Origin of the sequence: Acetobacter farinalis (assembly GCF_011516935.1) — a bacterium.
Lineage (GTDB): Bacteria > Pseudomonadota > Alphaproteobacteria > Acetobacterales > Acetobacteraceae > Acetobacter > Acetobacter farinalis.
On the sequence record NZ_WOTF01000009.1, the window covers coordinates 36,691 to 50,153 of the forward strand.

General features: G+C 58.6%; 9 protein-coding genes. 1 reads left to right on the forward strand and 8 read right to left on the reverse strand.

From position 1 onward, the window contains the following. The first annotated feature begins 773 nt into the window (after positions 1 to 773). The gene (locus tag GOB82_RS08815; protein ID WP_242007299.1) at positions 774 to 3,752 is read left to right on the forward strand and encodes a TonB-dependent receptor domain-containing protein; all 2,979 of its coding nucleotides are present in this window, start codon (positions 774 to 776) and stop codon (positions 3,750 to 3,752) included. A gap of 164 nt (positions 3,753 to 3,916) precedes the next feature. On the opposite strand, the gene GOB82_RS08820 is transcribed toward GOB82_RS08815, so the two are convergent. The 8 genes from GOB82_RS08820 to GOB82_RS08855 form a co-directional block, all read right to left on the reverse strand. Next, positions 3,917 to 4,357, reverse strand: coding sequence for a DUF1489 family protein (locus GOB82_RS08820; protein WP_166122208.1), 441 nt, complete (start codon positions 4,355 to 4,357; stop codon positions 3,917 to 3,919). Positions 4,358 to 4,786: 429 nt separating this feature from the next. After that, positions 4,787 to 5,899 (reverse strand): nucleoside hydrolase, encoded by a 1,113-nt coding sequence (locus tag GOB82_RS08825; RefSeq protein WP_166122210.1) that lies wholly within the window; start codon positions 5,897 to 5,899, stop codon positions 4,787 to 4,789. 141 nt (positions 5,900 to 6,040) lie between these two features. Then, positions 6,041 to 7,207: a radical SAM family heme chaperone HemW gene (gene hemW / locus GOB82_RS08830; protein WP_194300437.1), complete on the reverse strand. Its 1,167-nt coding sequence runs from the start codon at positions 7,205 to 7,207 to the stop codon at positions 6,041 to 6,043. Beyond that, positions 7,204 to 9,201 carry a potassium transporter Kup gene (locus GOB82_RS08835; protein WP_194300434.1) on the reverse strand — a complete coding sequence of 666 codons (1,998 nt, stop codon included), beginning with the start codon at positions 9,199 to 9,201 and terminating at the stop codon, positions 7,204 to 7,206. The genes hemW and GOB82_RS08835 overlap by 4 nt, the downstream gene beginning before the upstream one ends. A gap of 95 nt (positions 9,202 to 9,296) precedes the next feature. Then, a complete protein-coding gene (locus tag GOB82_RS08840; RefSeq protein WP_166122214.1) occupies positions 9,297 to 9,980 on the reverse strand; it encodes a YggS family pyridoxal phosphate-dependent enzyme in 684 nt (227 codons plus the stop codon). Positions 9,981 to 10,150: 170 nt separating this feature from the next. After that, positions 10,151 to 11,182: an NAD(P)H-quinone oxidoreductase gene (locus GOB82_RS08845; protein ID WP_242007300.1), complete on the reverse strand. Its 1,032-nt coding sequence runs from the start codon at positions 11,180 to 11,182 to the stop codon at positions 10,151 to 10,153. A gap of 97 nt (positions 11,183 to 11,279) precedes the next feature. Beyond that, positions 11,280 to 11,702 (reverse strand): alternative ribosome rescue aminoacyl-tRNA hydrolase ArfB, encoded by a 423-nt coding sequence (arfB, locus tag GOB82_RS08850; protein ID WP_166122216.1) that lies wholly within the window; start codon positions 11,700 to 11,702, stop codon positions 11,280 to 11,282. A gap of 45 nt (positions 11,703 to 11,747) precedes the next feature. After that, entirely contained in the window at positions 11,748 to 13,388 is a 1,641-nt protein-coding gene (locus GOB82_RS08855; protein ID WP_166122218.1) for an ABC-F family ATP-binding cassette domain-containing protein, read from the reverse strand. Positions 13,389 to 13,463 lie beyond the last annotated feature (75 nt).

Consider the following 13,463-nt stretch of genomic DNA (forward strand, 5'->3'; position numbering starts at 1 on the left):
ACATCGCCGTTCGCTGCCGTGTGAGTAGGCTTGAGCACAAAACGACCCTGCATGGATCAACCAGCAGAGTGTTTTGGCATGTGGCCTGCCCAAGCCCAATCGACAGACCGTCATCAGGTCTGATGTGTGGGTATCCTTTTTAGAGTCTGACGTGCCGGGATTTTTCGCATCGGACGCCGATAGTGGACTGGAAAAGGCGCAAGCTTCTGGTTGGGTGGTGCCCATGTGATGGAGACGAAGACTTGTATCGTTTCTCTCTGAAGGAAGGATTGATCTGCCATGGGCTCTTGGAAAGTTTTATGTAGAGCAGAAAGGGCCGTTGGCTGCGCCATGTATGTGCTCCAGATACTTAAGAATGGTGAGATTGATGACAGCGCGATGCCTTCCATCCACGGCGCTTGTGCTCTCTGAAAGTCGAACAGGTACAGGTCCAGATTTTAAGGGGTGCCTCTGGGTCGACTGGGCGTAATCTTATGACTGAGGGGGATAGAGGGACGAGTCAGATAGGGCTTGTAGCAATTAAGCAACACAGAATGGTTTCAAAACCATCTTAATTTATGAGAAGAAAATTATGAATCAAAAGCAATTTTTGTCCATTTTTTACGGTTTTCAAGGAAATAAACAGTTTTTGTTGCATATCTGGTGTGCTTAAAATGTCGCATATTTTTGGAAAAGGTTTTTGCATCGAAATTTTTGGATGACACATGGAGAAGCATTTCTTAATTCGGAAATACCAACGACATTAAAATGTAACATCTTGCCGGGAAGCATCCATGTCTCATACTGACCGCGGGAAGAAGCGTCTGCCGCTCTCTTTTACCCTGCTTTATGCTTTGCCTGTTTTTGCAGCGGCCACACCTGTTCTGGCTGATGCCGCGTCAGCAAAGACAACACGGGCCGGTATTACAAAAACGGCTGGCGTGACACATAAGGCGCGCAGCGCGAAAAAGGTTGTGCAGCAGAGGGCCGTGACGCCTTCAGTTGAGCCGATCAAAGCCACAACGACATCTTCTGCCAGAACAATCAAACAGGCTCGCAGCAGCGCCGCGGTTGCTGGTGAGGCTGAGAATGTCGTGGTCACGGGTTCGTTCCTGCGTCAGGGCCGGAATACCAGCCCCAATCCTGTGCAGATCATCAGTGCCAGGGATATTCAGCAGACGGGTGTGACGAGTGTAGGTGACTTCCTGCAGCGTATGCCCTCCATCGGGTCTAGCGGACGCAGCAATGCGGATACGAATGGTGGGGACGGGATTTCTTGCACGGATCTGCGTAATCTGGGCAGTAATCGTGTGCTGGTGCTGATTGACGGCAAGCGTATGACCCAGAGCGGTGACAGCACGATGTCCTGCGTGGATCTGAATACGCTGCCGGTTATGGCAGTCCAGTCCGTGGAAATCCTGAAGGATGGTGGCTCTGAACTGTACGGGGCGGATGCCGTCTCTGGTGTTATCAATATCAAGCTCAGGCATAATCTGACCACAGGCGGTGTGAATCTGCGTGGTGATATCACGCAGCGTGGCGACAACCGTACCGGTCTGATTTCAGCCTATAAAGGCTTTAATTTTGATCATGACCGCGGCAACATTACTGTTTTTGGGCAGTATGACACGCAGGGCGGTGTCATGCAGAAAGATCGTGCGTGGTCTCGTTATCCGCAGGCGAACAATCCTGCCAATCCTTCAAGCGTCATGTATGGCTCTGGTACAGCAACCAGCGGTAAGTTCTTTGACCCGAACACTGGCGCCTCTCTGTATAACAGCGATAATCAGGGCGGCTTGATCCCCTACAGCAAGTCTAGCCGTTACAATTACAATAAGGATTCCTCATTGCTCAATCAGACGCAGAACGCGAGTCTGATGGGTGATGCGCATTATAATTTTGACAAGCATTTTACGCTGTATTCCAATGTGCTTTACAGCCACAAAACATCCTGGACACAGATAGCACCCATGCCTGCCACGGGCAGTGTGCCGCCGTCTGACCTGCCGAGCTCTATCTTGATTCCAACGGATTATCCCGGGAACACAAGCGGTGAAGAACTGCAGATGTACCGCCGTATGGCAGAGTTCGGCCCTCGTAAATCTGAAAGTGCGATTGACAGCCTGACAGCCAAAGTCGGTGCCAGTGGTGAAATCGCAGCGGGCTGGATGTATGATGCCTCTTTCACCTACGGTTCCACCATGGCCAGCTACCAGACGTCAGGCGTGGGGAATTATGCCAATCTGCTGCGGGAATGGGGTCTTCAGTCCGCAACAGCGGGTGATCCGGCAAGTGACCTGATCTATAATCCAAACGCCTGTGCAGGGTATGCCGGGTGTGTGCCGTCCAGCGCGCTGGCTACCCTGTCACCCAATGCGGCAAATTATGCTAATTATACCCAGCATGATCACTCCCAGTACACGATGCGTGACACCAACATGCGGATTCATAACGATCATGTTGTGAAAATGCCGTACAAAGGCGGTGGTGACCTTGGTATCGCTCTGGGCATGGAACATCGTGGTGAGCAGATGAGCTACCGCCCGGATGCCCTGATCCAGCAGGGTGGGTCACTGACCAACACTGTGGCTGCAACCAGCGGCGGCTTTGATGTGTCAGAAGCCTATCTGGAAGGTAATCTGACGCTGCTGCACAATGTGCCGTTTGCCAAAAACCTGTCAATTGATGGGCAGGGTCGCTATTCGACTTATAATACATTTGGTAGCACCTATAACTGGAAAGCCGGTATCAACTGGGCTCCCACACAGGATGTCGCCTTCCGTGGTACTCTGGGCACGTCTTTCCGTCAGCCCAGCGTGTCTGAAATGTATGGCGGCACGGTCATGAGCTACCTCGGTGCGAATGATCCGTGCGATATGACCCAGATTGGCACATATGGCGGCCGTCAGGCTGCCGTTATGGCAAACTGCATGAAGAACAACATCAATCCGAACACATTCCAGCAATCTGGTTCCGGTCAGGTTCCCACGCTGATTGGGGGTAACCCCAAACTGCGCCCGGAAGTGGGCCGTACCTATACGTTCGGTGCGACGTTCACGCCGCATTGGGTCCGTGGTCTTTCAACCAGTGCTTCTTTCTGGCATTATCGCGTGTCTGATACCATTGGTGCGCTGTCTACGCAGTATGTGCTTGATGGGTGCTATACGGGTTCCGCGCCGGGTATGTGCCAGTATGTCAACCGTCTGGGTAACGGCCAGATCAACACGGTTTCTGCACTCAACGCCAATCTTGGTGCACTTACCACCAGCGGTGTTGACTGGGATCTGAGCTATCGCTTCCGTGTGTCTGATGCAGACTGGTTTCTGGTTGAAAATAATTTCCAGCGTCTGGTCAGCTACAAGCAGCAGCAGATTCCGGGTGGTGAGCACTACAACTACTTGGGTTCCATTACCTATCAGGCAAATGGTACGTCCAATCCGACTGTGCGTGATTATGCTTCCTTGTCATGGCATCATAACAACTTCAGCGTGACCTACATGATGCAGTATATGAGCGGGATGCACTGGAACGACGGCTCCTACACCATCTACAAATCTGATGGGTATGGTCGTGTTAAGACACCTGCCATGGTGCTTCAGGATCTGACGTTCAACTACAACTACAAGCGCTGGAACCTTCAGTTTGAAATCCAGAATCTGGCAGACAAGCAGCCGCCGTTCCTGGTCGATACCTCCAGCAACAGCAACAGTGCCACTTACAGTGGCTGGTATGCTGGCCGCAGCTTCCTCCTGCAGGCTGGAATGAACTTCTAAGTTTCAGGTTTTTTTCTGAGTTGATTTGAGAAAACCCCTTCTTTTTTGAAGGGGTTTCTTTGTGCCTATCTGATGTGTGGCAAGGCGCGCTCTGAAGCTTTGTGAACCGGACTGGGAGCTTTAAGCCGGCATTGTGACATGCTGAGGGGGTGCGGGTATGGTTTTCATAACCCCAGCAAAGTCAGTTCCTTTTGCAAAAGTGGGGGTAGCTCAGAAAGACCGGAACCGGAAAGATCCAGCGGCGCATCACTGCCTTTCAGGTAGCGCCATCCCTGAAAGGGGCGCATGGCGCGGGGTTCAACCCGGATAATTTCGGGGGAGAGCAGGATAAGCGTGCCCTGTGTGCCATCTGCTCGGGTTTCGGTTTGCAGGTCCAGCACAGTCTGGCGGCACTGAATAAGACCGCTGATGACGCGGTATAAAGAGCCACCCTTCAGGATTTCCTCGCTCTGGCGGGGAAAAGTCCGGGTGTGCACAACCGGCAGCCGGACTTTGTGGTCAGGGTGCGGGCGTGTGTTGTGCGGGTCTTTCTGCCGGGCCGCCAGCTCTTCAACCGAACTGACACCGACAACCAGTTTGATGAGGTTGAGAGCAGAAGGTGACATTGTGACCCCTTATGGTTTGAAGCCGGATTGAATGGACTGACGCTGGAAAATTTCAGGAAGTGAATGAATGGATCCAGCAGTCTTGATGGCGGGCAGAGAAGGAAGACTGTTCACATGAAGGCATTCAAGACCATTCTGCTAGTTTCTATGCCTCTTGCCGACTTGCTGATCTCTTGTACAGGAACGTCCCCAAAAGCGCAGGCAACTGTTTCTCGTACGTCCGGTCATGATGTCTCATCGTATCTGCAGGATGTCACGCAAACGCACCATCATCTGATAGTTACGTATCCAAACGGTCAGAAATGCCTCGTGATTATGGGTACGCCTGTGGAGTGCTGGAGCGGAACACTGCAACCCTGAGCGGCTTACAGGTCTCCACGTTGGAAAGGGAACGCTCTTCAGGACTGGCCGCCTGAAGAGCAATCCGTTTTACAATCCCTGTGCCTGCTTAACGAAATTTTCCAGAAACTTTGTGGTGTCGATTTTCTGCACCAGGGTGACTTCCCGCACACCCATGCCAACAGGGACCAGGTCCTTGGGCCAGACATGGGCGTGGCCGTAGCTGAAGCCTTTAGTGGTTTCCACATCCATATAAGCTTTGACAGACTGCTGCACCAGTGACGGGTCAGCCGCAATGGCGGCGGCCATTTCATCCCACAGGGGCAATGGTGCCATATACTGGCTCATATAGCGGGTGACAGGCGTCGCCTTGTTGGCAATGCGTGCCATGTAGGGCTTGGTCATCATGATGTCATTGGAGAGATTGCCCACAACGGTAATGGCGGGCCACGGGGCTGTCAGCGTGATATGGGCGGCTTCAGGATCAAAAATCATGTTGAAGTCAGAGGCAAAATCCGCATTGCCGATGATGGACATCATGTTGGTGTCAATCAGACCACCCATGAAAACAAGCTGTTTGGCCGTGGCGGCAAAGGTGGGGTCCAGGCGGATGGCCAGTGCCAGATTGGTCATAGGCCCAGCTTCAAAAATGGTAACCTGATGCGGGTGCGCATGCACCATGCGGATCAGGAACAGGGCGGCTGGTTCCGCAATGGCCGGTGTTTTGGGCGTGCCTTCCGCAAGTTTTGGCAGCGGTGGCTGGGTGGAGGGCACATTGGCCATGGAGCCCAGCCCACCCCATGCGCCTTTCCACGGAATGGTGCCGTATTGCTGCTCATGCAGGCGCATGAGAGCAACGGAGTTGATCAGTGGATAGACAGCGCCATCCGCCACCGGGATATCCTCCCGATGGGCGATTTCGAGAAAGCGGCGCAGGTGGGCGGATTCAGCATTTTCCCAGTCATCGCCAGTGCTGACGGTAAAGCCCAGCACCTTGATGTGCGGGTTGGCCAGAAGCGGGATGGTGGACTGGATATCCGAACCGCCGGGCCCAAGAAAATCGTTGTCTTCAATCACCAGTTCCGGTGTCTCGGCTTTGTCCTGTGCCCGCACCGGGGGCGTGGCGCACAGCACGGCCAGTGTTGCGGCAAGGGCGGTGGTCAGCCGCAGGAAAGGACGGCGGGGCAGGGAGCGCGGGCGCATGAAAAACCTCGGCTGGCAGAGAGGATGAAACAGAAGCCCCAAGCCTATACGAACAGGCAGCCCCACGCCTAGAGGCAGTTCAGCAGTCTGGTTGCCGCGCGCTATGGCGTGGCGTTTTGAGCGCTTTGTGTCGGGGGGAGTTTACAGCACCAGTGCGCCCAGCAGGGCTTCCAGCCGCAGGCGGCCTTCCGGGGTGGTGCGCAGGGTTTGAGCACTTTGCTCCAGATACCCTTCTTCAAGGGCGGCGTTCAGAATCACGGGGTCCAGTGCCTCGTGCAGCTCTAGGCCGGTGCGGGCGGTAAAGCGGGAGGTGTTCACGCCTTCTGTCACGCGTAGGCCCATCAGCAGCATTTCCCGTGCACGGTCGGTCGGGTCCAGCGCCTCCTGTGATGTCTGGCCTGTGCCGGTGCGTTCCACCAGATCCGCCCACGGTTCCGGTGCGCGATGGCGGCGGGTGGCAAACAGGTTTTCGCCCTGAGTGATGCGCCCATGCGCGCCGGGGCCAAGGCCCAGATAATCGCCGTAGCGCCAGTAGGTCAGGTTATGGCGGCTTTCGCTGCCGGGGCGGGCGTAGTTGGAGACTTCATAATCTGCCAGCCCGTGCCGCGCCGTAACAGTGGCGGTTTCCTGATACAGTGTGGCCGCGGCATCTTCATCCGGCAGGGTGAAGGCACCGGTGCGGTAAAGGGCTTCAAATTTCGTGCCGGGTTCGATGGTAAGCTGATAGAGCGAGACATGGTCCGCCACCAGACTCAGCGCGGTATCCAGCTCCGCCTGCCAGTCTGCCAGTGTCTGGCCGGGGCGGGCGTAAATCAGGTCAAACGTGATACGGGGAAACAGGGCGCGGGCGGTTTCCAGAGCCGCCAGCGCCTGCCGTGCCGAATGTTCGCGCCCCAGAAAAGCCAGTGCGGCATCATCCAGCGCCTGAATACCCAGAGAAACCCGGTTCACACCCGCCTGCCGGAAGGCGCTCAGGCGGCCAGCCTCTACGCTGGTGGGGTTGGCTTCCAGCGTGATTTCAAGGTCCGGTAATGGCTCGAACAGGGTTGTGGCATCCGCAATCAGGGCGGCCACACTTTCAGGAGCCATGAGGGAAGGGGTGCCGCCCCCGAAGAAGATGGACCCCAGCTTCCGGCGGCCCAGCCGTGCGGCATCGTGCGCCAGTTCCGTGCGCAGGGCGGCGGCAAAGCGGGCTTCAGGCATCCGTTCCCGTACATGCGAATTGAAATCACAGTACGGGCATTTGGCCAGACAGAACGGCCAGTGGATGTAGAGCGCGAGAGGCTCGGTTTCGCGCACGTCGGTCAGATAGCCACCTTCACGCCAAGCTGCACCACGCGGTCTGGCGGAATGCGGAAGAATTCCATGCTGGAGGTAGAGTTCCGGGCCATGAACAGGAACAGGGACATCCGCCAGTGCGAGATGCGCGGCACGGAAGAGCGGGTGATGAGCTCACGGGATGTGAAGTAGGAGGCCTGAAGGGAGTCAAAATCCACCCCGTTGGATTTCAGGTCTTCCAGTGCGCGGGGGATATTGGGCATTTCCATAAAGCCGTACCGCAGGATGACACGGTAGATATTGGGGGCCAGTTCTTCCACAGCCACACGGTGGCCGCGGTCAGCTTCCGGCTGGTCAAGGTTCTGCACGGTTACAAACAGGATGTGGTCATGCAGGATCTTGTTGTGGCGGAGGTTATGCAGCAGGCAGGGCGGCACGAAGTCCGGTGTGCCTGTCATGAACACAGCCATGCCCGGTACGCGGATGATGCGGGACTGCGGCAGGCGGGCGATGAAAGACCCCATCGGCAGGCTGTCCTGCCGCTGGCGGGCCAGAATCAGGCCACGACCCTTCTTCCATGTTGTCATCATCAGGGTCAGCACGCAGCCCAACAGGACCGGCACCCAGCCGCCATCCGGAATTTTCAGGGCGTTGGCTGCAAAGAAGATGGCATCCAGCGCCAGAAAGCTTCCGAACACGAGGCCCACATGCCACGCAGACCAGTGGAAGTGCTTGCGGAACACCACAATGGCCAGAATGGAGGTGCAGATGAATGTGCCTGTTACCGCAATGCCGTAGGCGGAGGCCAAGGCATCGGAACTGCGGAAAGCGACCACCAGCAGCACGGCTCCCACGGCCAGAAAACGGTTGAAGTCGGGCAGGTAGATCTGCCCTTCCTCTTCCGCATTGGTGTGGGTAATGCGCAGGCGCGGCATGTAGCCAAGCTGGATGAGCTGGCGGCAGATGGAGAAACCGCCTGAAATTCCGGCCTGGCTGGCAATCACGGTGGCCATGGTGGAGAGGATCACCATCGGCCCCTGCATCCAGTGTGGGCACATCAGGAAGAACGGGTTTGCAAGAGCTTTCGGGTCCGCAATGACCAGAGCGGCCTGCCCGAAATAGTTCAGCACCAGCATGGGCAGCACAAAGAACAGCCACGCGTAGCAAATGGGCGCGCGGCCGAAATGCCCCATATCCGCATACAGCGCCTCTGCCCCGGTCACACACAGCACCACGGAGCCAAGGGCCAGAAAGGAAAGCTTGCCGTGGTAGAACACGAATTCCAGCGCATAGGTGGGGGAAAGCGCCATCAGGATTGCGGGGTGATGCAGGATTTGCAGAACACCCAGCGCGCCCAGCGTGCCGAACCAGAGCAGCATGACCGGGCCGAAAATGGACCCGACCCTGCCGGTGCCGATCCATTGCACGCTGAACAGGCTGATAATGACGAGAATGGCGACGGGAATCACGAAATCATGCGCGGCGGGGATGCTGACTTCCACCCCTTCGATGGCGGAGAGCACGGAGATGGCCGGAGTAATGATGCCATCACCAAAGAACAGGCAGGCCCCGACAATGCCGACCAGGCCCAGCATCCATCGGGCTTTTGGGGTGGTGGCCATACGCTGGGCGAGGGACATGATGGCGAGAATGCCGCCCTCACCATTATGGTCGGCCCGCATGATCAGCAGGACATATTTGACCGTGACGGTGAGGATGAGAGTCCAGAAAATAAGGCTGGCGACCCCCATGATTTCCCACGCCGCCACGCTGTGGTGCCCGGAAATAACCTCCACCGTGGAGCGGAACGCATAAAGCGGGCTGGTCCCGATATCCCCATACACGACACCCAGCACGCCCAGCAGCGCCGCAAAACCGACAGGAGCGGCTGCGTGTTGTGGCTGGTCAGCATCAAATTCCGCAAACTGCATCTTTTCGGTTTGAGGAGGGGCCGTATGTGCTGCGGTAGGGGGGATGGTGCCAGACTGCGGGTCTGCTCCGGAAATATTGAGGGGGTCTGTCATGTCAGTTCTGGCTCCACGTCGCTCGTGGGAAAACGGGTCCCGGCGTCTGCATAGGGTCTGAAGCAGGGGAAAGGCAAGTCATCAGGCATCAGCCATCACGCCAGTGCAGGCCGGGGGCCAAAAATGGCTGTGCCCACGCGCACCAGTGTGGCCCCTTCGGCAATGGCCACAGGATAATCGGCGGACATGCCCATGGAGAGCACCGGCAGCCCGTGTGTTTCCGCCATGCTGCGCAGCAGCCGGAAATGCGGTGTGGGGTCCTCTGCCGCCGGGGGGATGCACATCAGCCCGCGCAGACTGCCGCCAAACCGCTGGCGGCAGAGGCGGATAAAGCTGTCGGCCTCTTCCTTGGGGACACCGAATTTCTGGGGCTCATCCCCCGTGTTCACCTCAATCAGAAGGTCCGGCATCCGCCCGAGGCTTTCTGCCGCGTGGGCGAGCGCATCGGCCAGGGCAGGGCGGTCCAGACTTTCAATCATGTCCGCGATGCGTACGGCGTCTTTTGCCTTGTTTGTCTGCAAGCCGCCTATCAGATGCAGGCGCAGGTCCGGGTTCTGTGCCCGCAGGGGCGGGAATTTGGCGGCGGCTTCCTGAACGCGGTTTTCGCCGAACACGGTCTGGCCCGCGGCTATGGCCTCCTGCACGCTGCTGGCGGGATGAAACTTGGAGACAGCAACCAGCGTGACGGACGCAGGGTCCCGCCCGGCGGCGCGTGCCGCACTGTCCATACGGGTTCGGACATCAGCAAGCCTGTCCGCCAGAGAAAGAGATGGGGCCATAAAGAACGGAGCTTTTCAAACAGGGTGCGAGATTGAAACATCCCCCTCCGGACTCCGTAAAGGCCGGGCAGGCGGCAACACATCTGTTCTTTTAGCGAAAAAGGATCCCTCAGGGGAATGGGGATGTGGGCATGGCACCCTCCCCCCATCAGCCGCGGGGTGAAAAGGCCTCAGGCTTTTGCGTCGGGCACCAGAATAATCCGGCCCAGATGCGTGCCATCTTCCATCATCCGGTGGGCCTGCGCGGCGGCGGAGAAGGGCAGGATGGCATCAATCAGCGGACTGATGGCACCGCTGGAAAGCAGGGGCCAGACCTGCTCATACAGTTGGCGGGCGATGAGCGCCTTGGCGGCGCTGTCCTGCGGGCGGAGGGTGCTGCCTGTCACCACCAGCCGGCGTGTCATAATGCGTGCCAGATCGGCCTGCTCTGCCTTGGCGCCGCCCTGGAGGGCAATAATCACCAGCCGCCCGCCCACGCTCAGGCTTTTGAGGTTGCGGTCAAAATACGCGCCGCCAATCATATCCAGAATAAGGTTTACGCCGGTGTTGTCCGTCAGTTCACGCAGGCGGGTGGCGAAATCCTCTTCCCGGTAATTGATGGCAATGGCCCCAAGCTTTTCACAGAGCGCGCATTTCTCAGCACTCCCCGCCGTGACATACGGAATGCCACCAAACGCGCGTACAAGCTGGATGGCGGTGATGCCGATCCCGCTGCTCCCCCCGTGGATGAGCACCCGCTCTCCAGCAGCCACCGGCTTGGGCATGAAGAGGTTGGACCAGACAGTAAAAAATGTTTCCGGCAGGGCGGCGGCCTGCACGGCATCAAACCCTTCCGGCCATGGCAGGCACTGCCCGGCGGGAGCAAGACAATACTCCGCATAGCCACCGCCGTTGGTCAGTGCGCAAACCCTGCTGCCGGGTTCTGGCATGCGGACGCCCTCAAGCGGAGCCCCACAGGCCACAACCTCTCCGGCAATTTCCAGCCCAAGGCGCGGGTTGGCTCCTGGCGGGGGCGGGTAAAGCCCGGCGCGCTGCATCAGGTCCGGCCGGTTTACGCCCGCCGCCAGCACGCGCACCAGCACTTCTCCTCGCCCCGGTTGCGGGATGGGCAGGCTCTCACAGTGCAGCACATCCGGGCTACCCGGTTCTGTAAAGCAGAGGGCCGTCATGCTGCCGGAGGTGGGAGAGAGGGAAGCTGTCATGATGCGCCTCACGCAGGGAAAACCTTAAAGGCGCATGAAACCCCATTCCGCGCGTGGGTAAAAGAGGGTGCGGCTTCACGTCTGGGATAGGCGGCGGTTAACTGTCAAACTGCTTGCTGCGGCCCTGCTTGATGCCTGCGCGGTGCGCCTTGCCATCCAGCCGCCGCTGGCGGGCGGCGCGGCCGGGGCGGGTGGGTACGCGGTAAGCCTGCCTGTGGGCGGCCTGCCGGAGGAGTTCCACCAGACGTTGCGTGGCGTCCTCCCGGTTCTGCTGCTGGGTGCGGTAGTTGCGGGCGGTGATGACAATCACCCCCTCCCGCGTGGCGCGGCTGCCCGCCAGTTCCAGCACGCGTGTGCGCACCCGGTCCGGCAGGGAGGGAGACCCGGCGGCATCAAACCGTAACTGTGCGGCGGTGGCCACCTTGTTCACATTCTGGCCGCCGGGGCCGGAGGCCAGAATGTAGGTAAAGGAGAGTTCCGCGTCATCCAGCGAGAGGCTGGGGGTGATGGCTATCCGCATCAGGCGTCTTTCCGGCTCTGCATTTGGGCCTTCCGGCTGCCCTGTTCAGGATTTCTGCGCTTTCTCTTTCTTCTTCCGCTTTTCTTTGGCCGCACGCTGGGAGGGGGCAGCCGTGCCGCCCCGCGCACGTTCGATCACGAAGCGGGCGTAATCATCCATATCGCCATCAAACGGCACAATGGTGTTGTCCGCTGCCAGCCACAGGCGGTCCGCCACCAGTTCCATCAGGGAGCGGTCATGCGTGATCAGCAGCACCGCGCCTTCATACTCATTCAGCGCATCCAGCAGGGCGCGGCGGCTGTCGATATCCAGATGGTTGGTCGGTTCGTCCAGAATCAGCAGATGCGGGGCGGACATGGCCACCATGTTCAGCAGCAGGCGGGCGCGTTCCCCACCGGAGAGAGCCTCCACCTTGGTGCCCTGCTTTTCAAAATGGATGCCGAACTGCGCCAGCCGGGAGCGGTGAGACTGGTCACTATCCGTTGGCCGGGCTTCGCGCATGATGTCCAGCGGGGTCTGCTGCGGGTCCAAGGCTTCAATCTGATGCTGGTGGAACCAGCCCACTTCCATGCGGGAGGAGCGGGAAACGCGCCCCTCCCGCGCCTGAAGAGCGCCCGCCACCAGCTTGGCGAAGGTGGATTTCCCGGCCCCGTTCACGCCCAGCAGGCCGATACGGTCATCCACATCCAGCCGCAGGTCGAGATCTTTCAGAATGGCCGGGTCATCCCCGTAGCCCACTTCCACATTTTCCAGCCGCAGCAGGGGCGGGGCCAGCGGGCGCGGCGGGGAAGGCAGGATGAAGGGGGAAACCTGTGCCTCGATGGTGGTTTCAATGGGTGTCAGCTTGGCCAACCGCTTCACGCGGCTCTGGGCCTGCGCGGCCTTGGCGGCGGAGGCCTTGAACCGGTCCACAAAGGATTGCAGATGCGCGCGCTCGGCTTCCTGCTTGGCGCGGGTGGCGTTTTGCAGGCGGATTTTCTCAGCCCGCTGGCGCTCGAAGGAATCATACCCGCCGGTATAGAGTTCCAGCTTGCCTTCCGTGACATGCAGCGTGAAATCTACCGAGTTGTTCAGCAGTTCGCGGTCATGGCTGATAATCAGGGCCGAATGCGGGTAGCGTTCCAGCCGGGCTTCCAGCCAGAGCGCGCCTTCAAGGTCCAGATAGTTGGTCGGTTCGTCCAGCAGCAGCAGGTCGGGCTCGGAGAACAGGGCGGCGGCCAGCGCCACGCGCATCCGCCAGCCACCGGAGAATTCGGCCATCGGGCGGTCCAGATCCGCGGTGGAGAAACCAAGACCGTTCAGGATTTCCGCTGCGCGGGACGGAGCGCTGTCGGCATCAATTTCAATCAGCCGCATCCAGATATCGCCCATCCGTTCCGGCTCGGCTGTTTCCAGCTCGGCCATCAGGGTGGCGCGTTCCGTATCGGCCGCCAGAATGGTGTCAATCAGGCTGATGGCGGTGGCGGGGTGTTCCTGATCCACCGCGGCAATGCGGGCGGATTTGGGAATGGAAATTTCACCGGAATCCGGCTGCAACTCGCCTTTGATCAGCTTGAACAGTGTGGATTTGCCAACCCCGTTCCGCCCCACGAGAGAGACCTTGGAGGGGGTGGGCAGGCTGACGCTGGCACGATTGAAAAACTGGCGTCCCCATGCGTTGAACACGAGGCTGTCGATCTGGAGCATAAGGCGAGAGGTCCGGTAACAGGAATGGGCCGGACCTCTCTATACCAGTTTGCTGGAAAAGGTGAGGGCTGAGGG

Coding starts and splice junctions, on each gene's coding strand:
- GOB82_RS08855 (WP_166122218.1), bottom strand. CDS start 13,388: ATGCTCCAGATCGACAGCCTCGTGTTCAACGCATGGGGACGCCAGTTT.
- GOB82_RS08825 (WP_166122210.1), bottom strand. CDS start 5,899: ATGCGCCCGCGCTCCCTGCCCCGCCGTCCTTTCCTGCGGCTGACCACC.
- GOB82_RS08835 (WP_194300434.1), bottom strand. CDS start 9,201: ATGACAGACCCCCTCAATATTTCCGGAGCAGACCCGCAGTCTGGCACC.
- GOB82_RS08820 (WP_166122208.1), bottom strand. CDS start 4,357: ATGTCACCTTCTGCTCTCAACCTCATCAAACTGGTTGTCGGTGTCAGT.
- GOB82_RS08840 (WP_166122214.1), bottom strand. CDS start 9,980: ATGGCCCCATCTCTTTCTCTGGCGGACAGGCTTGCTGATGTCCGAACC.
- GOB82_RS08845 (WP_242007300.1), bottom strand. CDS start 11,182: ATGACAGCTTCCCTCTCTCCCACCTCCGGCAGCATGACGGCCCTCTGC.
- arfB (WP_166122216.1), bottom strand. CDS start 11,702: ATGCGGATAGCCATCACCCCCAGCCTCTCGCTGGATGACGCGGAACTC.
- GOB82_RS08815 (WP_242007299.1), top strand. CDS start 774: ATGTCTCATACTGACCGCGGGAAGAAGCGTCTGCCGCTCTCTTTTACC.